Here is a 23,805-nt window from a genome sequence, read left to right on the forward strand (position 1 = left end):
AAACACCTGATGTACCAACCATGATGCTTAGCTCGCTCAGGTGGTGTCATCTCTTTTTCTGAGATGATATTAGGGAGACAAGGGTCTGCGCCCTCGGTCTCCCCTTTTTTTGCGTGCTAGAAAAAGTTATGAACAAGCACTCTAGCTTAAGATTTCTTTCGCCATGGCAAGGCCATTGACACTACCATCGGCATTACTGTAAGAGAATACCGCGACGATCCCCTCCTCACTACTATTTTTGAAGGTGCGCGTATAGTTCACATTAGATGAGAAAGATGTCGCGCCATTGCCCTGTTGTCCTCGAGCATTGGTGTTGCCCAGGACATTATATTGGCTATCGAAAATCGAGATCTTACCAATTACCCCTTCAAAGGCTGTTCCTTTACCTGTCACGTTAACGGGACTCTGGATATGGCTCTGCTGATCTGGTGAAGTGATGGATAGCTGTGGACTATCTACTTTGGTCACAATCCAGATGCCGCCATTGGCATTATTCTCCAGCCGGCTCATTGTGATGGTGACCATATTTTTACCGGCCGGCGACGACTTTTCAACTTTAACGATGGCATTTACATCATTTTTTCCTCCTCCACTGACGATAGTTGTCTGTGTGTCATTTTGCCAGTTGAAGAGTTTGTTTTGCGCCACAAATTTAGTGGCCACTAGCTGGGCACTGAGCTGCCAGGCTTCCTGACCCTGGTTCACTTTTTGCTGATCCGTTTCAGCCTGATAGCGTGTTGTGCTGGGGAAGAAACCGGGAAAAGCGATCGATACGAGGGTCTGGCTGCTATCTGACCATTTGAACTCACGTTGCAGATCATTGACGATCGCAGCAGCAGACTGATTGATGTTCTGGGGAGATTTTTGATTGGCTTCGCTGGTTAAGAGGGTATTATACGCGCTAATTTTGGCTTCACCTTTATACAGGTTGGTGAGTTGAAAAATTTCACTGGGTTTAGGATTGGTTATATTATTGTATACATGTACATCGAGGATATGGCCAGTACCCGCATAACGGACGGTAACCAATGCCTGTAAATCGGCTCTTCCCATCAAATTTGCACAGGAGACGTTTTCAACTTGATTAACATTAGCCTGGGTTGGTATTTTGGAGTTCCAATAAGAGGACTGACTAACGGAAGCCGGGCAGGTTTGTGTTCCTAATTTCACAAAAGGTGTCGCCGATGCTGTGGCTGTAGCAGGATTTGAGGTTGGGGTCGCAGGTTTGCTATTGGTTGTACCTGAAGCTGAATTTCCATTTCCCAGCGAACAGGCTGCCAGTATAAACAAAGCAAGCAGACATACGGTGGTGTTCTTGAATAATGATCGCACTGATATGCGGTGTATGTAGTTGTACATACTCTTGCTCCCCTCGATTTTTTGTCGTGTTTGTATTACCACCATGTCACGAATTCAGTATAGTCACCAATGCTACAAGTAATTGTAAACGCGCGAAGATAAAAACTAAACATAATTGCTATCTATTTACATAAACTCAAGCATGCCTTGTATTTGTAATATATCTTTCAGCGAATAGTCTGCATATGACATCAGTTAAGAAGAAGCTTTCAATCGTGTATTTCTCTGCGGTACTAACATGGTCGATTTAAGAAAATGCCTGGGATGCGTATTGACAACCAGCAAAGAAAGAGCTATTATAGTGGAGGTGAGCATATTGGAGTGTCGTCCAATGGTAGGACATCTGACTTTGGATCAGGTAATCGGGGTTCGAATCCCTGCACTCCAGCCTTAATCTAAAGGAACATTGCTCGTGGCAAATCATATCTTACCTCAAGATCATTTACTTGCCAAAAAGTATAAATTAGGCGTTCCAACCCGGAAATTTCGCTTTGACTTTCCTCATTCTTTCTTATCCCATACCTTCATTTTGTTTGCCGAACTCATTATTGTGGTAATACTGGGCTTATTTTGTTTTACCTGTGGTTCTATACTGACCATTTCTGCTACTATAAACAATAGTCTTTACCAGGACTGGCTATGGATACTGGCAATGATCGCCATACCCACTGTAACTGGTTGGATGATGTATCGACGTGGCAATCGACACTTATTTGTGCTTAACCTGTTCAGCGCGATTGGTAGTCAGCTACTGGTCTTTCTGGGAGGCTACCTGGTCATGATTCGTGCTACGCCGCCTGATCCCATTGCCTATATTTTTGGCGGCTTGTTTCTTTGCGTAGCAGGATCGATAATCATTGTGATCGCACTCAACTTTATGCCTCTCTCTCGCTCTATCATGATCTGTACTGATGGATGCCTGTTTATTGATAAATTACAACGCCGGCGCATTATACGCTGGGAACAGATTACTTCGATGAGATCAGATAAAGGTTTCGTGCGTATTGTGTGCAGCAATGGTAGCAGCCTGAAATTACGGAGTAGCTGGGCCAACAGTACAACGGTCCAGCATATTATTTACGGTAAGGCATTCCGGTATCTTTTTGCGCGTGCCCGCTCAGCCTATCACTCTGGCGAGCCCGTCCTGTTCGGTCGTTTTACCGTTACCTGGAAGGGCATTGATAATGGCCAGCAACTTTTCCGCTGGGAGCAGTTGCGCACCTGTGTGTATATCGATTCAGGGCTTGCATTGATAGGTATCGATGATACATGCCTGGATGTAACCTATCTATCGCAATTGCCAGATGCCGCTGTTTTTGTAGAACTGGTTAAATATATCCTGGTTTCGCGCCAGAAGCAGACTTCTCTATCCTTTGATGTCACCCATCGCTACATAGGTACATTGTAACCGTCCTCAACTTTTTAGATACCCATTTCGTAATACGTTATATCGTTTGTTGTAACAGATTACTTTCCGCCCATGCCGGATTCAGTCGCCAATTTAAGAAGTGGGCTATCCCGCATCACAATGGTAGCGATAATTGCATTGTAGAGCTAGCTATCCGCTACAGTAGTAACAATTGGATATCAGCGCCTGCTATACGTTGGTACTTTGTAAGGGGTGTTATTGTTTGGACGCATTTCAAGTTTGGTGTGCTTGAAAAATTCTGTAACACTTGACATTGAAATTGCTAAATGTTATATTTTGCGTAGTTCGTTATAACTATTGGTGATAATTATTCGTAGAGATAAAGATAGAGATGTGCTCGCAGCTGTTTCTGCGAGGAGGACTATATCATGTATTGGTTTGACTATCGTTCAGGATACCCACGATATCGTCGTAGGCGCAGAGGCTTCTATGGTTTTCCCTGGTGGCTTTTCTTTGCTTTTTTCTGGGTTATTCCAAGACAGTTCTGGGGCTTCATCTTTATAGGATTTCTGGTTCTGGCGCTGTTGACTTTTATCAGTTATATGAACTCACGTTCCCAGGGGATGAATCAGTCACAGCCCTACTACAATCCAGGCGCTCAGAATCCACCTCAACAGCCCTATTATCAGCCGACTCCACAGCCGCATGAACAGGTAGAAGCGGACCAGCCTTATTATCAGCCATATCAGCAGGGCTATCAATATCAAGCGTCAGCGAATGAGCGTGCGAATTATACTGAAGAAGCTTATGGGCAAGCTCCTGAACAGATACAAGAGGACCCTTATCAACCCAAGGCTGAGTATCCTCAGCAGATGCCACCCATGTAGTCCATAATATCGAAGCTAAAGACGCTGTGAACTGGTTAGAGAGATTGCCGCATATAGAGGTGAATGACGACCAGATTTGGCGATACTGAAAAGGCACGATACTCGAAGCATACTTTGAGTATCGTGCCTTTTGCTATGCACATACTACTGTGCAGGCGTCTGAACCCGGTAATTACGGAATCACATTGGTGTCTTTATCCAGGGCCAGCACAAAGCGCGTCAGCAATTCAGCAACTTCATCAATATCCTTCAACGAGGCAATCTCTGAACCTGTATGCAGGTAGCGGCAAGGGATACTCACCAGGGCGGTGGCTACACCGCTACGTACTACCTGGATGACATCGGTATCGGTGGAGGTACGGGCTGCCTGTGGATCGACCTGCCAGGCAATACCAGCCTCATCCGCTGCCTTCACCAGCAGTTGGTAGACGCGCGGATTGATGTGTCCACCAATAGAGAGAACCGGGCCACCATGCAGCTTTATATCTCCCAGGTCTTTCTTTGAGGTACCAGGATGATCAGAAGTAAAGGTGACATCCACCGCAACAGCGATGAGAGGATCAACGCTGAATGCCGCGGTCTGGGCACCACGTGAGCCAACCTCTTCCTGAACCGCTGAGACGAAGAAGACGCCAGCCTTTAAGGCTTCACGTTTCTGGTGCAGGCGGCGCATCGTTTCCACCAAAGCAAAGACACTGGATTTATCATCCAGAGCACGCGACACGATCGTATCGTTCTGCATACGCTCCAATTGAGCCGCCCGCGTTGCCACGCTCCCCAAAGGCACCAGTTTCCTGGCCTCCTCCTGGCTATTGGCGCCAATATCGATCCACAGATCCGCCAGCTTAGGACTCTTGCCTCGATCCTCGCTGCTCAAGGTATGTACCGGAGGTCGGCCAATGACTCCCAGGATAGGGCCAGAGGGAGTATGCACATGTACACGGTTGCCAGGTAGCGTGGAAGGATCGAACCCTCCAACGGGAGCGAAATAAAGGAAGCCCTGCTCGTCGATATAACGAATCAAGAAACCTAGCTCATCTCCGTGAGCGGTCAGCATAACGCGCGGAGTACCTTCTGGATGCAGAGCAGCAATTACATTGCCATGTACATCGGTACGTACTTCGTCGGTATATTTCTTGATTTCTTCACGAACAACCTGTTGTACTGGCTGCTCAAAGCCCGAAGGGCTGGGGCTGCTAATCAAGCGTTCTAGAAATGACACACGCGACTCATCTATCATAAAGACCTCCATAAAAAGCACAAAATAGGCATAGTGTAAAACAAAGAGCCCGGCAGGCCTCACTCTTTGTTAGAGGAGGCCATGACCGGGTTCACGTTCTTTCTTTTTAAGTATATTACAGAATAAACATAATGAGCTTAACGTAAGTATTAGCGCACAAATTGTTTTAGTACTTCATCAACACCAGGATGCGTACGATTCAAGCGCAAATCCTCTGCCCCTGTCGCATCGGCCTGTACGAGCAGAATATTCTGTTGGATACAGCTATTCAGCAACTCGCGGGCAGATTCCCGTGTTAAGCGACCACGGAAACGGTTCTTCGGATTGACTGGATCGCCAATGAAATTAGACACCCCGATAATTGTACGCCAGGACCAGTTGCGGTCGATGTAGTCGAGAAACTGTAAGAATTGCGGGTCAAGCACATCCATTGGTGGGCTGCCATAGGGAGGTTGCTGATACTGAGATCCGCTATTATTAAAGTTGACCGCGGGCATAGAACCAGTACTCGCACTGAGCGAGCTGCTGGGTGACATCTGGACAATAGGTAACTGTCCGGTAGTACTGCCTACACCACCTGGAACAAGAGGCACAAATTGATTCGCACTACTGATTAAATCTCGGCTGACGGTTCCTGGAATACCAACAACAATAACAGTTTTGTTCAAACGTAACTTTAAACGGGCACTAATGCGAGTAAAATCTTTATCGCCTGTCATCAACACAAATGTCGAAATGGTTGGACGATCAAAAACAGTTTCAATAATATCCATCAACATATTCAGATCGACCGTACTCTGCACGACCGTACTCTGTACAATAGTACTATTGCCAGGATTAACGGCGGGCATATGGCCAGTATTGCCAGTCTGCTGAACATTATTAGAATATCCTAAAGGACCAGTATTACTTTGTCCAAGTGGACCAGTCGGGCTGGATTGACCATAGGTATTCCCATAGGGTATTTGGCGATAGGGCTCACGCTGCGGATCATCTGACATAGAGTACTGCTCTTCGGTAGGCTGTTCCTCTTCGTCGAGAAGATTTTCGTCCAGATCATTTTGCAAGGGAAGAGACGGCTCCGTTTCAGTGGGCCAACCATTGCTCAGCATTCCTGGTTGAATAGCGGGAAGTGAACCAGAATTACCAGTCATGTTCGAGGGCCACTGCCGGGGATAAGCGCCAGTTCCTTGCTCAGCAACGTAGCTTGAGGAACCAAGAGAACCAGTTGGCGTATTACCAGATGCATAATGAATCGTGCCCATGCGAATACGGTCCCTCTGCTTGGCAGGACAATCAACACGATCAATCATCGCTGCCGTCAAGCTCCCTTTAAATGGCTCTGGTTGCCGAGACCAGTCCGCATAAGCGCGGGCGACCATAACAGTGCCATAGCGGCGAGCCACAGCAATAAGTTCCTGTGGGTCTGGCTCTCGCCGTTGTATATTCAGCATACTGTAACGTATGTTCTCAAAATCGATGAATAAAGCAATATCTTCGGGCACAACCTTCTCCTCTCATAGGGAGAAACCGCGCAGGCCAAGATTTATGATTGTTCAGGTGCTCGGATTACCTAGCAGTGTATCCTCTTAGCTATGAGCATATCATACTTTATGGTTAAAGTCGAGAGGTCTGCGCTTTACTTTGCGTACCTACTATGGTATATTCTGTAGTTGAGAAAGAACAAGAGATACAAAGAGTAACTAGTAATGGAGCTAATAGAATCTCATCTAATAGATAAATCGATTTGTCCGGTTGCCCGCACTGCTCAGATTTTAAGCGGGAAATGGACGATACTTATTATTCGTGATTTAGCCACTGGTGTCAAGCGGTTTAATCAGTTAGAACGCTCTCTCCAGGGCATCAGCCCCAAAACACTCTCCGAACGACTGCGCTCTTTAGAAGAAGAGGGAATTATCAGTCGTCAGATATTTGCTGAAGCACCTCCTCGCGTTGAATATTCACTAACCGAGAAGGGGCGTGATCTAGTACCTGTAATCGATAGTATGCGGAACTACGGTAAACAGTGGTTATGTGATAAGTAGATTTCCATGCACTAGATCTTGTTGTAGTCAGTTTACTTCCCCTACCCACATAATTTTAAGCTAGAAGAACCGGAGGAATGCCCCCGGTTCTTTCTGATGAAGTTTCTAGACGTATTAAAGTGATGCTCCAACTAATTCACGATGGTGCTCAGAGAGGAAGCGACTTAACACACCGGAAGTTTGAGATGTGGTGAGTTCTTCTGCCTCAATATCCGCTCTGTTCACTAATTCATACAGACTGGCAATATCGTAGCGCATCTGTACCTGCAGCTGGCCGTCACTATTGAAACCCTCTACGAAGAGACCGTCCTCTTCTTCATGGATTGCGATGCTCTTGACACCAATCTGATCAAGAACCTGACCGACTGCATGTAAGATGTTCGCGTAACTGAACGTGGCCGGCATTTCTCCCTCCCTAAATAATTGGAAGAAAAATTTTTCAATTGCTTACTTTAATATTTTCTCGTCGAGACTACTCTGTCTGTCACACTACAACACACCACATTTTTGATTAGGTGGATTGTCAGGTACATACTACACTCCGACAATTTTAGCATAACAATCTTTAAACGTCAAGTTGCCTTTTCGCTGACATCCCACTGGCTTAGGCACCTGTTGTAGCCCATGCGCTACGAACTGGCGTATTTGCTACTTCTGTATCTTTATCGCTAGCATTAAGCGGTTCGTTGATCTGGAATCGCCAATAGTGAGCGTTTCTGGTTCACCCCAATGCGCCAGTAACGTGTTGGTTAGTTTTGCCATGATGTTGTTAGCTTTAAGTTCAGATGCACCAATTTTGCTAATTGATAAAAAAACAGCAAAAAAAGTGTTGACAAAGTCAGCAATGTATGGCATATTATCTGAGCGCCGCACGAGAGCGATGCGAGACGCACAAAAAGCACACTAACAACTAAAAATTATCATTTCTTCAATTTTGCTGAGCGATTGATATGCCAGCCAGAGTTGAAGCAGAGGATCGATTTGTTCGATTTAGAACAAGTCAAAGCATTCAGAGACATGATGTAGATCTGAACGAAGAGAACAAGCTACACAGAGTACGAGGTGGATGCCTTGGCGCTAAAGACCGAAGAAGGACGCGGAGACCGGCGAAACGTTCGGGGGGAGCTGCATACAAGCGATGAACCCCGAGAATCCGAATGAGGCAACTCCTCCAGAGTGATGTCTGGAGACCGCCTGCTGAACACATAGGCAGTGACGGGGGGCAGCGGGTGAACTGAAACATCTCAGTAACTCGACGAACAGAAATCAACCGAGATTCCCGTAGTAGTGGCGAGCGAACCGGGAAGAGCCCAAACCAGTGGTTCTTCGGAACCAGTGGGGTTGTAGGACCGACAACAAAGGACCCTGGCTTACTTGAACACGTTGGAAAGCGTGACCAGAGCGAGTGAGAGTCTCGTAGAGGACGAGCGAGGGGACTGGGTCGGGATCCTGAGTACCACGAGACACGTGCAATCTTGTGGGAAGCTGGGGGGACCACCCTCCAAGGCTACACATCTTTAGCGACCGATAGCGAACAAGTACCGTGAGGGAAAGGTGAAAAGCACCCCGAGAGGGGGATGAAAGAGACCCTGAAACCACGTACTCACCAGCAGTCAGAGGCCACTGTAGCACGAGCTACCAAGGGCTGATGGCGTGCCTTTTGTAGAATGATCCGGCGAGTGCATCGTCGTAGCCTGGTTAACCAGCGCTAAAGCTGGGGAGCCCCAGGGCAACCGAGTCTGAAGAGGGCGAAATGTTGCGGCGATGCGACCCGAAACCGTGTGAGCTATCCATGAGCAGAGTGAAGCGGATGTGACAGTCCGTCGAGGCTCGCACCCACCAGTGTTGCAAAACTGGGGGATGACTTGTGGATAGGGGAGAAATTCCAATCGAACACGGAGATAGCTGGTTCTCCCCGAAATGTATTGAGGTACAGCTGTATGTTGTACTATCCTGGAGGTAGAGCTCTGGATGGGCTAGGGGCCTCGTGCAGGTTACCAAACCCAAGCAAACTGCGAATGCCAGGACAGCATGCATGCAAGTGAGACGGCGGGGGCTAAGCTTCGTCGTCAAAAGGGAAACAGCCCAGACCATCGGCTAAGGTCTCCAAATCCATGCTTAGTGTTAAAGGGGGTCACAACGCCCAAACAGCCAGGATGTTGGCTTAGAAGCAGCCACCATTTAAAGAGTGCGTAATAGCTCACTGGTCGAGTGTCGTGGCACCGACAACGTATCGAGGCTCAAGTATGGTACCGAAGCCATGGAATCTCTCGTCACGAGAGATTGGTAGGGGAGCGTTCTGTTGGGCAGAGAAGCCAGATCGTGAGGACTGGTGGAGCGAACAGAAGTGAGAATGCCGGAATGAGTAGCGTCATGTCTGTGATAACCAGACACACCGAATGCCTGAGGGTTCCTGGGCACCGTCAATCGTCCCAGGGTGAGTCGGGTCCTAAGCCGAGGACGTCACAGTCGTAGGCGATGGAAAGCAGGTCAGAGATTCCTGCACCGGAGATGCTCGTTAGGAGCAATGGGGGGACGCGGTAAGGAAGGTGAGCCCATCGATTGGACAGGATGGGTCTGTGCGTTGAAGTGCGAAGCCGAGGCAAATCCCGGTTTCCTGTGCATGACACGTGCAGCGAGCGGACGACAAGTCCGCGGAAGTCATCGGCCCCTAGGCCGCCAAGAAAAGCCTCTCGCCAGAGTCGTCTCCGCCCGTACCGCATACCGACACAGGTAGGCAGGGGGAACACTCCCCAGGTGATCGAGCGACCCTCTGTTAAGGAACTCGGCAAATTGACCCCGTACCTTCGGAAGAAGGGGTGCCCTAGTAGCTTTCAGGTTTACCTGGGGGTGAGGGGGTTGCAAGAAATTGGCTCAACCGACTGTTTACCAAAAACACAGGTCTCTGCGAACGCGCAAGCGGAAGTATAGGGGCTGACTCCTGCCCAGTGCCGGAAGGTTACGAGGAGCGGTGTGCGTAGCTGCGAATCTAAGCCCCGGTGAACGGCGGCCGTAACTATAACGGTCCTAAGGTAGCGAAATTCCTTGTCGGGTAAGTTCCGACCCGCACGAAAGGAGTAACGAGTTGAGCACTGTCTCGACAGAGGACTCGGCGAAATTGAAGTACCCGTGAAGATACGGGTTACCCACGACAGGACAAAAAGACCCCGTGGAGCTTTACTACACCTTGACCCGGAAACGAGGCAGAGCGTGCGTAGCATAGGTGGGAGTCGGAGAACCTATCCTTGTGGGGGTAGGGGAGACAGCAGTGAAATACCACTCTCGGTGTGTTTTGTTTCTCACACGTCACCGTGAGCCGGGACGTGGACAGGATCAGGCGGGTAGTTTGACTGGGGCGGTCGCCTCCCAAAGAGTAACGGAGGCGCCCAAAGGTTCCCTCAGGGTGGATGGACATCACCCATGAGAGTGTAAAGGCACAAGGGAGCTTGACTGCAAGACGGACAGGTCGAGCAGGGACGAAAGTCGGGCTTAGTGATCCCACATTCCCGAGTGGAAGGAGTGTGGCTCAACGGATAAAAGCTACCCCGGGGATAACAGGCTTATCTTGCCCAAGAGTTCACATCGACGGCAAGGTTTGGCACCTCGATGTCGGCTCGTCGCATCCTGGGGCTGGAGTAGGTCCCAAGGGTTGGGCTGTTCGCCCATGAAAGCGGCACGCGAGCTGGGTTCAGAACGTCGCGAGACAGTTCGGTCTCTATCCGTCGTGGGCGAAGGAGAATTGAGGGGCGTCATCTCCAGTACGAGAGGACCGAGATGGCTCGACCGCTGGTGTGCCAGTTGGCCTGCCCGGGCCAGAGCTGGATAGCTATGTCGAGAAGGGATAAGCGCTGAAAGCATCTAAGCGCGAAGCCGCACCCAAGACGAGTTCTCCCATTCTCTGCGGAGAATCAAGATCCCAGGAAGACGACCTGGTGGATAGACGACACGTGGACACCTGGTAACAGGCGGAGCGAAGTCGCCCTAATGATCGTACGGCTTGTTTCACCATTGTATCTTCATCGTGGCTCAAGAATGCGAGCCCTCTGCTTCACACTCTGGATGGCAGTGCGCTCGGCAAAATTGAGGAAATGGTATTTTTTAGTTTAGTAGTGTTTCCACCAATGACCTTCAGGTCACTGGTGGTTTTTTGTTTTTATACTATCGCCATTGTATGGCTCGCCAGCCTGGAGGCGTCAGCGCCCCCACTCGTTTTATAGAGAGTAAAAAGCGGTGCGTGACAAACGTGCATGTGCACGTTTGTCACGCACCGCTTTTTACTCTCTATGTTTTTTAAGCGCCGTAGGTGCGTAGTATCAGGGGCCGGAGGCACAAACGCCCATCTATACGTATTCTGCTACAAAATGCGTATCAAACTATGCTGAGCGCATAGCGAATCTCTTTGAGCACTTCTGCATCCTGTTCGGCCTGCCGGGCTTCATGTAGTGCCTGTTCAGCTACTGGACCGCCAATACTGCCCAGTGCCCAGGCTGCATGTCCACGGATCAGCGATTCATCATCATGTAATGCTTTTGTTAGAGCAGGGATGGCCTGTGGATCTTTACTGTTGCCCAGTGCCACACATACATTGCGCAAAAAGCCCCGCCGTTTGGTGCGTTTGATCGGGCTACGGCGAAAGCGCTCTCGAAATTCTTCGTCTGTCAGTGACAGCAGGGGGATAAGCTCAGGCGTACTGCCCACGGTTGGGCGTGTCTGAAATTCGCTTCGCGGTTGAAACACTTTATTCGATGAACTGGGCGTCACTTCTGCTTCCCCGGTGCGCTTCTGAATTGTCTGTAAGGGAATGATAGGTTTGCCATGTGCATCGCGTAAACCTAAACGTTTTTCGGCAACTTTATTGACCGGGCACACTTCCTGACAGATATCACAGCCAAAAATAAGATTGCCTATCAGTGGTCGCATTTCCAATGGAATGCTGCCACGTAGCTCAATGGTAAGAAATGAAATACATTTAGTAATGTCTAGCTCATATGGATTAGGTAATGCGCCTGTTGGGCAGGCGTGGAGGCATATCTCACAACTTCCACAGTTGGCCTTGAGTGGCTCGTCGGGAGTCAGGGGAAGATTGGTAACGATCTCGGCCAGAAAGACCCAGGAGCCCCACCCTTTGGTCAAGATATTGGTGTTCTTTCCATACCAGCCCAGGCCAGCCCGCTGGGCGACGGCACGATCTACCATACGGCCCGTGTCCACAAATAAGCGTGTCTCTACTTCATTATCCCATTGATCCCGTGCGTAGTCTTTTAGCCAGCTGGCAAACTGCTGTAGTTTGGGTTTGATAATATCATGGTAATCATCTCCCCAGGCGTAGCGCGAGATCCGACCATGTGGTTCCGTTTCGGCTGGCTCTGCTGGTTGTTCGGTCAGATAACACAGCGCCAGCGTGATAATAGATTGCGCCTCGGGCAGCAAGGCGTCTGGATGGCAGGAGGTCTCCGCCCGCTCGGCGGTAAACCACGGCAGGCCATCCATCAAGCCACGCCCGATGCGTTCTTGAATAATCTGTTTGGTCTCAGGAAATGCAGCAGCACTGGTAATGCGCGCCGCATCAAAACCTAAGTTATATGCATACTCTTTAATCGTTTGTGCGTTGAGCATTGAGGTTTCACACTATCTCTATATTTGCTGGCCGCTATCCCGTTTTACTGTGCTACCTTAATTTGTGATGTCGCGTGTCTGCAGGGCCCACCAGGTGATGCCGCCGCACAGCGCCAGATAGACAATAATGACAATACCGGCATGGAGATCATTGATAGAGCCCGCGGCCTCTCCAAGTAGGTAGTTTTGCTGGTTAGTACGCAGGGCACCCAGATTATTGCCAATAAAATAATCTGGTATGGCGGCAAAAAAGGTGCCAAAGGCATTCTGCATACGGCTACCCAGAATTGTAAACAGACTACTGATACCACCTTCCAGGAACCACCAGATCAAGACGCCTGTGACGCCGGCCGCGGTTGCTTTTCCCCATGTGGACAGGCTGATCGCCAGTACGCAATAGGTAAACACGCTGAGCAAGGTTACCAGAAAATAGAGCGCTGTATGCAAGAGCCATTTCGCATTCATAAAGCTCCAATCAATGGTACGACCTGCAGGCAAATTTAGTAGCATCCACGTTATTATACCAACAACCATCAATGAGATGAACGCGATACAAACACATACCAGCATCGTTCCCAGCTTGGCCAGCAAAAACTGAATACGGGTAGGCCCTCTCGTCAGCATCAGGCGAATGCTGCCAACTGAATATTCGCCGCCAACGATTGTGCCAGCCAGAATAATAAACAGGATCGTTCCAATGAAATTGGAGATCGAAATAGTGGTGTAGATCATGTCGGAAAAGAGCCGTGACGAGGTTGAGTTTGTAAAGAGCAAGGCTAACACTACCGTAACGATAGCGATTGTGCTCAGAACCTTGGACATGGCGCGCTGATGAATTTTGTACAGTTCACCAGCGATTGAGCGGGCCAGCACGTTCAGAAAATGCTGGCTACCCATAATAACATTTTCACTGCGTGCCGGGGCTGGAATGAGCTGATCTACAGCTGTTTCTATTTGATTGTTCATTTTGCCACTCCTTTTGTGCGATCAGTTGTACGATCAGCCGCTTTCTTCTGCTCGTATGGAGCCTCAACCACTGGCATCTCTCCTGGTTGGTTGGGTTGCGCAGTCGCCTGTAAGTATACAGCTTCCAGGCTTCCTTCGCGTGGATGTAGTTCGGCGGCGAACAGCTCATGGCGTGCCAGCAGTCGATTGATATCAGCCGAACGGGCCGCCGGCGCATCCACTAACAGTAGCGGTTGTCGCAAAGCATTCTGTTCGATCGCGATGTGGCCGATCCAGCTGGCTTCCTGTCCTTTTAAATGCTGTAAGATGCGTAGTGCTTCCTGCGCTTCCTCAGCCCGGTTCATTCGAATCTCTACCTGTTCTTTTTCACGCAGAAGCTCTTTGACATCGCCTTGTTTTACCAGATTGCCTTTGCGTAGAATGGCGACACGGTTACAGACTTGTTGGACCTCAAACAGAATATGGCTGGACAAGAAAATGGTTTTGCCTAATCCGGCCAGGCGTTGAATAAGTTTGCGAATCTCAATTACGCCGGCTGGATCGAGGCCATTGGTGGGCTCATCCAGCATTACCAGTTCTGGATCAGCCAGCAAGGCTGCGGCAATCCCTAAACGCTGCTTCATTCCTAGCGAGTAATTGCGATAGGCCAGTTGTTGATATTGCCTGAGTTCAACAATATCCAGCACTTCTTCATAGCGTCGGTTATTGGCGCGTCCCAGAACCATGCCTGAATTGGCTGCGATCACGCGCAAATTATCCAGGCCCGAAAGGTATGGATAAAAAGTAGGGGTTTCCACGATAGCACCAATACGCTGTAAAATAGCTGGTAACTGGTATGCATTATCCATGCCAAAGAGCACTGCCCGGCCAGCCGTTGGATGAATAAGTCCAAGCAGCATACGGATGGTGGTTGTCTTGCCAGATCCGTTGGGACCTAAAAAACCAAATACGTCTCCTCGCATTACCTGCAAATTAAGATCATTGACCGCGACAAGATTTCCAAAAGCTTTTGTTAATCTTTGAGTACTGATTACTGGCATGCCGTCATATGGGGGTATGCTTATATCGCTCACTGACGACTCCTTCTCTGTTATGTTCTATATTCTATGATGTACATTTTTTATAGCTACTTTCGCTCGCCAGGCAGTTTATCAGATACAGAGCTGTGTGTTAGCTGACTTCCTGGCTATAGGGAAGACTTTATCTCCTATTCGAATAGTATACGGTTAGGGCGCAATGCACTTCCACCTGTACCTTTTTATGAAGACCTCCGTATTTTTGTGGTATCCTCTGTAGAGTTGACGCGGGCGTGGGCATTTTTTAGCCATAGAAACAATACACACTTATATGTACATCGTAGAGCCGGTCCATCAGGAGAATCATCTTCCTTGTTAGATTGGCCAGAGTTAGTTTGTGCGCTAAAATTGAACCCATCATGAAGGCATATTCATGGCCTTCTCCTTGAGTAACGTTGCTCCTATATGCTCTCTTCTTGTTCCAGAGACTGGCCTTATGCTATAATCTGACAAGGAAAATTAGCCTATGAGGATATTCGTATCTCAAAGCAAAGCGTGCTAGCCGCGCAGCAAAAACGCAATCATGTTTCCTACGAGTATTGGTCTAACGTTTATTTGCAATTTTAATAGGGAATAGACCAGACTGTAATAGCGGTTTATGCCGCCAGCGTTGTCTCCCCTGTTCCGGGTGCTAGCATACCTCCCTACCTGGTAGAGAGTGCCCGGCGCCCAGGAAAGGACTTGGTTAAAATGATAGATCCCGATAGCGAATTGGAAGCTCGATATCGTTCAGTGGCTGTAACACCGGACTGGTATCAAACAAATATTCCTTGTCAGGTGGGCTGTCCGGCTCATACGGATGTTTCTACCTATATTGGTTTGATTTCACAGGCTCGTTTCGATGAAGCGTACCTGTTGAACCGTAAAGCAAATGTTGTACCTGGCGTGCTGGGTCGCACTTGCGCGAAACCATGCGAACCTGTTTGCCGTCGTAATAAAGTCGATGGTAAGCCAATTGCCATCTGCTGGTTGAAGCGTGCCGCGGCCGATCACCGTGAATATCGCCATCATGCAGAGTGCCCTCCTGTGACCAAAGATAAAAAGGTTGCAATTGTGGGTGCTGGCTCGGCTGGTATGGCCTGTGCTCGTGATCTACGCGATATGGGCTATCCGGTCACCATTTATGAGCAGTATCCAACCGCCGGTGGCGTGATGGTAAATGGTATCCCGGTCTGGCGCCTTCCCCGTTATGTGACCACCGAAGAGTGTGATGAATACATGGCGGATATCGGCGTTGAAATTAAGTACAATACACGTGTTGGCCGCGATGTACAGGTTAAAGATCTGCTTGAAGAGTATGATGCTGTTTACCTGGCTGCTGGTTGTTATGTACCTAATGCATTGACTGGTCCCGATAACAAAGTGATCAAAGGTGCTGACCTGCATGGTGTGATCGACGGTATTCGTCTGCTGGAAAAGACGAATTATGGCGAGCCTGCTTATTTCGGTAAGCGCGTAGCAGTTCTTGGTTCTGGTTTTACTGCGATGGACTGTTGCCGTACCGCGGTCCGCTTTGGCGCCGAGAAGGTCTATATCATGTATCGTCGCTCGAAAGAGGAAGCTGGCTCGGACGAGTATGAAGTAGATGAGGCTATGTTTGAGCATGTTGAGTTCAACTACCTCGTGACGCAGCTGGAAGTACAGAGTGAAGACGGTATCCACGTTAGTGGCATGCGCTTTATTCGCAATAAACTGGGAGATCCTGATGCCAGCGGTCGCCGTCGTCCTGTTCCCATTCCCGGCACCGAGTTCGAGATTGATGTCGACACGGTGATTCCAGCCTTTGGTCAGTATAGCGACGTATCCTGGTTGCCAGCCGAAGAACTGAGCCTTGAGGTTAACAAATGGGGTGTGCCTCTGCTGGATATCGAGACCTGGATGACAAACCATCCCGGGCTCTTTGCTGGCGGCGACTTCACGCAAGGTGCTCGTAACCTGATCTCGGCGATCGGCGATGGCCGTGATGCCGCAGCCGCCATTAACCGCTACCTGGGTGGTGTAGATAAGCCTGCGGAACCCGCCGAAGAGGTTGAACTGCCTGACTACCGCCGTGGCATGGTTGATAACTACGAATCCATTCCACACCAGATGTTGCCTTCGCTGCCTCTGAAAGAGCGTTATGCCCATACCCGTGAAACCGAGACCGGCTATACACCCGAGCAGGCCGTGATTCAAGCTCGACGCTGCCTGCAGTGTCAGTTGAATATCATGATTGACCCTTCAATCTGTATTCTCTGCTCTGGTTGTGTGGACATTTGTCCTTATGACTGTATTAGCATGGAAGGCCTGTCTCGCGTAGTCAAAGGGGATCCGATGCATGAGGATACCGAAGACTGGCGCGGTGGTGCTGATATGATCATTGATGAAGAAAAATGTATTCGCTGTGGACTGTGTATTGTACGCTGCCCCACTGATGCGATCTCTATGGTACAGTTCGAAGTTGCCAGTCCCAATGCGCGCTGGACAGTTTCGAAAATACCTGTTATCAATGTCAATTAGGAAAATGTGGATTTTGCGGGGATGATCACTGTCATCCCCGCATTTTTTATGTTGTGTATACACGGTAATAATGCTATGGAGGATTGATGGAAATTGATCTGCGACAGCTTAGCCGTACGATGGCTTATGCCTTGCGCCATCAGCCAGCTAGTTTTGGATTGATATTGGATGATGAAGGCTGGGTCTCTGTGGATTTGCTGGTTAGTGCCTTGCGTCAGCATCGTTCGGCCTGGCAGCAATTACATGTGAGCGATATCGAGCAAGTAATGGCTCTGCCGGGGAAGAAGCGCTATGAGTTGCGTGCTGGCCGCATCCGTGCTTACTATGGACATTCTATTCAACAACGTATGCGTCGTGAAACCGCGGTTCCACCAGCGCGTCTTTTCCATGGCACCACTCCCGCTGCATATAAGCAGATTTGTCAGTCTGGCTTGTTGCCCATGGGGCGTCAGTATGTTCACCTTTCAGAAGATAGAGAGACGGCGCTCCAGGTTGCCCGGCGCCGCACCTCGCAGCCAGTTATTCTGGTTGTGGCTGCCTTAGATGCTCATCAAGCCGGCATTCAATTTTATCTGGGCAACGATAGCGTCTGGTTGGCTGATACCATTCCTCCGCTTTACCTCACCAGACAATAATATTAGAGATATCCCTTTATCCCTTTTGTCCTATTGGATTGCATTATCTACACTTATCGATCATACTAGATAACAGATAGCTTTGTGCAGTGCTATGTTGTATGTACGCAGGCTGCAAATATTATTGCTACATAGGTATGTGGTGGGTATGTGTTTTATGTTGTCAGGGAAAGGGATATCATAACTATGTCTCATGTACGTTTCTACTGCATCAATATTAGTTGCTGGCTGCTAATTTTATTTGGCTTGATCAGTTGTGCTCCAGGTGGCATGTCATCCTCGCATACTTCAGGTGCAAATACCGCTCCATCTGGCAATAATTCTTCATCACCCCTTGGATCTGTCCCTACTACAATCAATCGTACAGAACGAATTCTGGTGCCATTGGGGGATAGTAGCCTGACAATTACCCATGTCCAACGAAAAGATGACTCAGACGCCACTACCCGCGAAATTAGCGTTACTCTGCTGCTAAAGAATGCTGGTAGACAGCCAATAGTGAATCATGCCTCGTATTTTCGTCTGGTGACTTCTGAGGGCGATACGCTTGGGCAACAGATCGCTACGTCCGCGCAGTTTGACCGTATCATTGGTGTGGGTGAAACTTTTAGTGGTACGATTACCTTTAGCATTCCAATTAGTGTGAGCACCAGGTTGCGCTTACTTTATCATACCGAGCGATCAACTCAGACAGCACTTGTACCACTAAATATATGAATATGGATAAAGTTCCTATAATTTTGAATTTGCGCCACCAGTTGGCGTATGGGTACAGGGCCATGTTTGTTTCTTAGCTCGCTGCAGCTATCTATCCTTTTTCTTTGTTTTGTCGAGACAGAAACTTTTTAACGACCATCGTTGGTTAAACACAGCTAAAAAGGACCATTTCGGATCTATCCAGCTAATCATCATTTCTGCTTGCCATGCTGATTTTGTCGCATGAGTCTAATTTACATAGAATGAATAATGGCTTATCAGGAGTAGCAGTAAGAAAATATGATAACAAGGACTTTTAGTTTGCCATGTTATATTTTCTTTAACTATTTTATCTTTCAAGTTATATGCTATTTGCCCACTTCATTCTAGTAGTACATTGGCATAGGTACTTGACAATTTTCGCCGTATTAAGCAAAATTGAAAAAAAGCCCGATTTGTGAGAGATATGCATCTCTATTAGTCGTATATTTATCATGAATCAGGCGAGTGTACCACCGATCAAGGTATATTCTTTCCCCCCTTCTGAGTCGTCTTGCTGTAGTTTGATAAGCAGGTGCCAGCGGCTCACTGACCTGAAAGGATATATGTAGGTCTGCAAGGAGCAATGATGGTGCGACATGAATGGTCCGATGAGGATCTGGCCCAAAAGCTGCATGATCGAGACCCCGAGGCATTGGAAACTCTTATATCCCGGTATTCTCGTGAAGTTTTTTATTTTATTCGTTTAGTACTTGATAGCGTTGGGGTAACGCAGGATGCAGAGGAATGTGTCAACGACCTTTTTGTTGCCGTCTGGCAAGAGATTGATACCTTTGATGCTACACGCGGGACCTTACGTACCTGGCTCACGATGCGGGCAAAATATATTGCCCTGGATCGTCGACGTCAATTGTGCCGTCGTCAGACGCACAATGTCCAATCTGCTGATGAAATTCGTCAATGGGGTTCAACCGATACTGCTGGAAATCGTAAAGCTTCTGGCTGGGGATACGAACACGATACACGTGCAACTTTGCCTCCACATCCAGAAGCAAGTATGGAACATTTGCTAGAGCAAAGCGAAAGGCGTGAGGAATTACGTCTTGCGTTGGCGACGTTACCCGAACTTGACCGCTTTCTCATCTATCATCGCTATTTTAAATTTGCTAGCACTGAGGAATTAGCGACAAAGACGGGATTGACCCGCCATGCCGTTGACACGCGACTCTGGCGAGCGCGCAAAAGCTTACGCGAAGCGCTCAAGGAGCATGCCCATGAGTATGAGCGAATTTGAGAAATACCCTTCAGAATCACAGCCTGAAACCTTTTGTCGTCTCGATATGGAAGGTGTATTTCCTGATGATTTCTCGATGGATGAAGTTGAGTTTGCCTGTGAGCTAGATGCCTTATTTTCTCCTGAGCACGAGGAGCTTCCACCTCTGTTTGTGCAGACATTAATGGATTCTGAAGATGCGCGTTTACAACCTGCTGAACATGAATTTGAGTTGAAGACGAAGGCTGCTGTATTTCGTCGTCTTCAACTGGAACGCTGCCTTGTGAACTCTCCACATCCTTCTTTACGCTCGACACTCTTTGATGGGCTGACAACCATTTCTCGTCCCTTGTTGGCTTTCTGCGCGTCCTGTGCCTTCTTCATGTTACTCACTGTCGTAGCAACTGCTCCGGCCTTTGCGTCGGGCTTGAGTTATCTTCTGGCTGGTGCTCATAGCGGGGTATTGTTGGTTAATAATGCCCCCGTTGTGTCTTCAACGGTTTCAAATGTGAAGCATGATCAGGGCACATCCAAAAATGAGACGCAGCAAATTAGCCTGGCCCAGGCTCAGCATCTTTTGCATTTCCCTCTTTTTGTCCCTTCATCTGTTCCTAGCCGCTATAATCAGAGTGACTTTTATATGTATGGAGGAGATAATAGTTGGGCCGATGGTCCAATTATGGTGGTTGAGTATACATACGCTCTCCCCGGCGTAGCTCCTAAGCATATTACTATTTGTGAATTTAAACCTCAGCGCACAGTGTACCTGGTTGTTAAAAATGGAGCGGCCAAGCAGATTCCTGTTAACCATGGTGGCAACAGCGAGTCAGCCATCTTTGTTGAGGGCCACTGGACACAGACTGGTGACGCTGATGCTACCTGGGTCTATAATGATCGCAGCGAGATTGTTGATGAAAATAATGGTGTCGTCTTCTGGATTGTTGGCGATCCAAGCGATGGTATAAACAATGCTGAGCTGACCTCTGTGGCTAATTCACTACAGGTGTTTGATCTGCATGCTGGCCACCATATCGGAGGCCGTATTGATCGGGTCACACAGAGTGATGAAGAGACTCCGAGCCAGTTTGCCAATGACGTCATTTCATTGGACAGTCCTGATAATAATGGTGGTCCTTCTTTTAAACTGGTTGGCGCAACCTCTGATCAACCCCAAAGTCGTAATGCACTGATCAGCCAGTATCCCTTTATGCAATAGCATCCAGGCGATATCTCTCTATAAAAATAGAGGGATATCGATTACACCTGGCCTACTTTTCCTATCTCCGTACTTCTAGCTTGTTTATATTGCACGATTCAGAAGTGCCTGAAGCAAAATCTCCACTTGAACCGTATACTATACGGTGAGAAAATTCTTCAAAATGTTCTTGCCCGAAAATGATTGGCTAAATAGCGATCATACGTCTGTTTTGACAATTTCACTGCAAGGTTTAGGCCTCTATATGCGTTTACTATAGAGGACTGCCTTTGATGTGTTTTAGATTAAAAGGTTATTGTTGACGTTGAAAAGTTCTTATTATTGTGTCACTGGACAACAACCTGTACCATCTGGTATGCTATTTAATGAAAATAGAGAAAGTGTATGCAGGTTTTGCAACAGTCGTCTTCTCTTGCAATGGCGCCAGAGAGGCTAGTATAACACCTCGAAGGAGAGGACATGAAAGTAGCAACTAAAGTGAGAATGACAAGATCTCACGGTATCCCCAATTTACGTGTGCTTCGCCAAAAGAAAGGGCTGAGTTTAGGACAACTTGCTGACCTTTCGGGTCTTCGACGCGACACTATTACTCATCTTGAAACGGGTCGCGAAGAGGCTCAACCATATCACTTACGTATTTTAGCTCGTGTGTTGGGGTTCCTACTTTAGATCTGGTCTCTTAAGCAAGTGACTCTTTAGGATTAATGCCTGGACATCTCTAAGATGCCTTTCTAGCCATTCTTCCTTCATTTTATAAATATTCGTTTATGCTCTGCTACTCAAAACAGAGCATAAACGAATATTTTTTGTTGGCAATTCCTTGACTTTTCCTTTTGTGCTACGTATATTTTAATTGATTAGATAATTAATTGTTTTTGTTCTTACATAACATAGAGGGCTATTCGCTACATGGTTAGCGGGACCGTGGTATGGAAAGTGGAGATTATATATGGCAAGAACTCCGAAAATAGTGGAGGATCGGCGTGAGCAAATTTTAGCGGCTGCCATCAGTGTCTTTGCCCGGAAAGGTTTTAGTCGTGCTACCAACAAAGATATTGCTCGTGAAGCCGGGATTACTCCTGGCTTGATCTATCATTATTTTGAGAATAAAGAGGCGCTGCTCAACGCAATAGTAGAAAATTATTCCCCATTAAGTGCGCTACGTTCTTTGCCTGCCGGTGTCGTTGAACTACCACCAGAGGCCTTTTTGCATGCGGTTTTGCCGCAGATTTTGCAAGTTGTTGAAAGCGAAACCTTTATACAGCTTATCCGTGTCTTTCTGCCTGAAGTGTTATACAATCCAGAAATTACACCGGTGAGCACCCGTATTTTCCAACAAGTAACAGCCTTCCTGGATCAGTACCTTACACGCAGGATGGTGCTAGGTGACCTTCGAACGGTTGATGCCAGCCTGGTTTCTCAGTCTATAATTAGCAACGTTGTCGGCTTTGTTATGCGCCGTCAGATTTTGCGTGATCCTCTTGTCACGCATTATACCCATGCACAGATTGTTGACACGATCGTCGATATAACCTTTAGGGGACTATTACCACGCTAGAGTGTTCCAACCTGCCTCTGTATCGACAAACGCGAATGATCCACTGCTATCGATTATCACACGCCGATTTCTTCCCACATAAGTTCCTCCCTTGAAATCTCTACTATATATGGTATGCTACGTACTGTTGGGTAGGCTTTGGTATGCAGTAGAGTTATTATCATTCTATGTATATATGTCTATAACCGCCTCAACGGTATGTTACTTATTCTATCTATTAGTAGACAAGGAGTGTTACCGGGAATGACGAGCGAAACGCAAAATAAAAAAATTCGTATAGGCATTATTGGTTTAGGGTTTGGCGGAGAGAGTGCGCTCAAGGGTTTTCGATTGTTGCCAGATGTTGAGGCGGTAGCGTTGGCTGGACTTGAGGAGGATCGCCTGGCCTATTTAGGCGATACATTTGGTATTCCAGCTACGAGCCGTTACCGGGATTATCAAGATCTGCTGGCCATTGAGGATCTTGATGCAGTCAGTGTGGCTGTTCCTAACGCTTTACACGCTCCCATTGCTACCGCTGCTTTAGAGCGGGGGTTGCATGTGCTGTGTGAGAAACCTCTGGCCCGCAACAGCGAAGAGGCCGAGGCTATGGTGCAGGCCGCGACTAAGGCGAACCGCGTCTTGCAGGTTGTCTTCAATCATCGCGAGCGCAATGATGTACAGACATTAAAACGCTATATTGATGATGGTAAATTAGGTAATATTTATTATGCCAAAGCTTACTGGATGCGTCGTCGCGGTATTCCAGGTGCTGGCTCGTGGTTCGTCAATAAAAACATAGCTGGCGGCGGTCCGCTGATTGATCTGGGTGTGCATGTGCTGGATATGGCTCTCTATCTGCTTGAAGAACCTTCTGTATTGACAGTGAGCGCTTCGACTTATAATGAACTGGGTAGTCGCGGTGTCGGTTTTGATCCAAATGCACGCAAATCGGGAGTTGGCCATGGTTATGAGGTTGAGGATCTGGCTACCGCCTTCCTGCGCCTCTCAACCGGTGGAACACTGCTCCTGGAGACTAGCTGGGCAACCCATAGCAGCGCTCAGGATGATTATGGAATTGTTCTTTATGGAACCGAGGGCGGCGCTGATATTCGCGTCAAGAACTATAATACAGAGAATACCGTGACCATCTATACCGATATTGCCGGTGTGCCATCTGAGATTCATCCTCATACGCGTGGTGGCCAGTTCCATAATGCGGTGACCAGGGAGTTTATCGAGCGTATCACCAGTGGCAACTGGTCTCTTTACAATGGGGCTGATGGCCTGCGCCGCGCTCGTATTATCGACGCCTGTTATGCATCCGCTTTGCAGGGACGCGAGGTTATGATCGAGTCATAATCATTCATAAATCAGGTTTTGTATTAAAG

18 protein-coding genes, 1 tRNA gene and 1 rRNA gene are annotated in these 23,805 nt (G+C 48.1%); 13 read left to right on the plus strand and 7 right to left on the minus strand.

What is annotated here, in order from left to right:
• Nucleotides 1-141: 141 nt before the first annotated feature.
• Nucleotides 142-1,359, minus strand: a complete 1,218-nt coding sequence (locus JMI88_RS33865) for a Gmad2 immunoglobulin-like domain-containing protein (protein WP_201366456.1) — start codon at nt 1,357-1,359, stop codon at nt 142-144.
• A gap of 317 nt (nt 1,360-1,676) precedes the next feature.
• On the opposite strand from JMI88_RS33865, the gene JMI88_RS33870 reads away from it, so the two are divergent.
• The 3 genes from JMI88_RS33870 (at nt 1,677) to JMI88_RS33880 (ending at nt 3,615) form a co-directional block, all read left to right on the plus strand.
• Nucleotides 1,677-1,747, plus strand: a tRNA-Gln gene (locus JMI88_RS33870).
• Between the two features lie 24 nt (nt 1,748-1,771).
• Nucleotides 1,772-2,767, plus strand: coding sequence for a DUF6585 family protein (locus tag JMI88_RS33875; protein ID WP_201366457.1), 996 nt, complete (start codon nt 1,772-1,774; stop codon nt 2,765-2,767).
• Nucleotides 2,768-3,156: 389 nt separating this feature from the next.
• Complete coding sequence (locus tag JMI88_RS33880; RefSeq protein ID WP_201366458.1) at nt 3,157-3,615, plus strand: hypothetical protein; 459 nt, start codon at nt 3,157-3,159, stop codon at nt 3,613-3,615.
• Nucleotides 3,616-3,787: 172 nt separating this feature from the next.
• On the opposite strand, the gene JMI88_RS33885 is transcribed toward JMI88_RS33880, so the two are convergent.
• On the minus strand, nt 3,788-4,855 hold the full coding sequence (locus JMI88_RS33885) for a M42 family metallopeptidase (protein ID WP_201366459.1): 1,068 nt from the start codon (nt 4,853-4,855) through the stop codon (nt 3,788-3,790).
• 149 nt (nt 4,856-5,004) lie between these two features.
• Nucleotides 5,005-6,360: an NYN domain-containing protein gene (locus tag JMI88_RS33890; RefSeq protein WP_201366460.1), complete on the minus strand. Its 1,356-nt coding sequence runs from the start codon at nt 6,358-6,360 to the stop codon at nt 5,005-5,007.
• 204 nt (nt 6,361-6,564) lie between these two features.
• On the opposite strand from JMI88_RS33890, the gene JMI88_RS33895 reads away from it, so the two are divergent.
• Nucleotides 6,565-6,900 (plus strand): winged helix-turn-helix transcriptional regulator, encoded by a 336-nt coding sequence (locus tag JMI88_RS33895; RefSeq protein WP_201366461.1) that lies wholly within the window; start codon nt 6,565-6,567, stop codon nt 6,898-6,900.
• Between the two features lie 114 nt (nt 6,901-7,014).
• Here the strand turns inward: JMI88_RS33895 and JMI88_RS33900 are convergent, their stop codons facing one another.
• Nucleotides 7,015-7,305, minus strand: a complete 291-nt coding sequence (locus tag JMI88_RS33900; RefSeq protein WP_201366462.1) for a hypothetical protein — start codon at nt 7,303-7,305, stop codon at nt 7,015-7,017.
• A gap of 634 nt (nt 7,306-7,939) precedes the next feature.
• Between JMI88_RS33900 and JMI88_RS33905 the strand changes: the two genes are divergently transcribed.
• A 23S ribosomal RNA gene (locus JMI88_RS33905) occupies nt 7,940-10,905 on the plus strand.
• A 363-nt stretch (nt 10,906-11,268) separates the two neighbouring features.
• On the opposite strand, the gene queG is transcribed toward JMI88_RS33905, so the two are convergent.
• The 3 genes from queG to JMI88_RS33920 are packed head-to-tail and all read right to left on the minus strand — an operon-like array spanning nt 11,269 to nt 14,555.
• Nucleotides 11,269-12,516 carry a tRNA epoxyqueuosine(34) reductase QueG gene (gene queG, locus JMI88_RS33910; protein WP_201366463.1) on the minus strand — a complete coding sequence of 416 codons (1,248 nt, stop codon included), beginning with the start codon at nt 12,514-12,516 and terminating at the stop codon, nt 11,269-11,271.
• A gap of 57 nt (nt 12,517-12,573) precedes the next feature.
• Complete coding sequence (locus JMI88_RS33915) at nt 12,574-13,482, minus strand: ABC transporter permease (protein ID WP_201366464.1); 909 nt, start codon at nt 13,480-13,482, stop codon at nt 12,574-12,576.
• Nucleotides 13,479-14,555: an ABC transporter ATP-binding protein gene (locus tag JMI88_RS33920; RefSeq protein ID WP_236023186.1), complete on the minus strand. Its 1,077-nt coding sequence runs from the start codon at nt 14,553-14,555 to the stop codon at nt 13,479-13,481. The genes JMI88_RS33915 and JMI88_RS33920 overlap by 4 nt, the downstream gene beginning before the upstream one ends.
• A gap of 693 nt (nt 14,556-15,248) precedes the next feature.
• Between JMI88_RS33920 and JMI88_RS33925 the strand changes: the two genes are divergently transcribed.
• The 8 genes from JMI88_RS33925 (at nt 15,249) to JMI88_RS33960 (ending at nt 23,776) form a co-directional block, all read left to right on the plus strand.
• Nucleotides 15,249-17,057 (plus strand): FAD-dependent oxidoreductase, encoded by a 1,809-nt coding sequence (locus JMI88_RS33925; RefSeq protein WP_201366465.1) that lies wholly within the window; start codon nt 15,249-15,251, stop codon nt 17,055-17,057.
• Nucleotides 17,058-17,143: 86 nt separating this feature from the next.
• The gene (locus JMI88_RS33930; protein WP_201366466.1) at nt 17,144-17,692 is read left to right on the plus strand and encodes an RNA 2'-phosphotransferase; all 549 of its coding nucleotides are present in this window, start codon (nt 17,144-17,146) and stop codon (nt 17,690-17,692) included.
• 186 nt (nt 17,693-17,878) lie between these two features.
• A complete protein-coding gene (locus JMI88_RS33935; RefSeq protein ID WP_201366467.1) occupies nt 17,879-18,409 on the plus strand; it encodes a DUF4352 domain-containing protein in 531 nt (176 codons plus the stop codon).
• Between the two features lie 604 nt (nt 18,410-19,013).
• Entirely contained in the window at nt 19,014-19,682 is a 669-nt protein-coding gene (locus tag JMI88_RS33940) for a sigma-70 family RNA polymerase sigma factor (RefSeq protein WP_201366468.1), read from the plus strand.
• Complete coding sequence (locus JMI88_RS33945; RefSeq protein WP_201366469.1) at nt 19,663-20,877, plus strand: hypothetical protein; 1,215 nt, start codon at nt 19,663-19,665, stop codon at nt 20,875-20,877. The genes JMI88_RS33940 and JMI88_RS33945 overlap by 20 nt, the downstream gene beginning before the upstream one ends.
• A gap of 459 nt (nt 20,878-21,336) precedes the next feature.
• Nucleotides 21,337-21,546 (plus strand): helix-turn-helix domain-containing protein, encoded by a 210-nt coding sequence (locus tag JMI88_RS33950; protein WP_201366470.1) that lies wholly within the window; start codon nt 21,337-21,339, stop codon nt 21,544-21,546.
• Nucleotides 21,547-21,826: 280 nt separating this feature from the next.
• Nucleotides 21,827-22,435 carry a TetR/AcrR family transcriptional regulator gene (locus JMI88_RS33955; protein ID WP_201366471.1) on the plus strand — a complete coding sequence of 203 codons (609 nt, stop codon included), beginning with the start codon at nt 21,827-21,829 and terminating at the stop codon, nt 22,433-22,435.
• 243 nt (nt 22,436-22,678) lie between these two features.
• Complete coding sequence (locus JMI88_RS33960) at nt 22,679-23,776, plus strand: Gfo/Idh/MocA family protein (protein ID WP_201366472.1); 1,098 nt, start codon at nt 22,679-22,681, stop codon at nt 23,774-23,776.
• The last annotated feature ends 29 nt before the right edge of the window (nt 23,777-23,805 follow it).

Source organism: Dictyobacter formicarum (assembly GCF_016587435.1).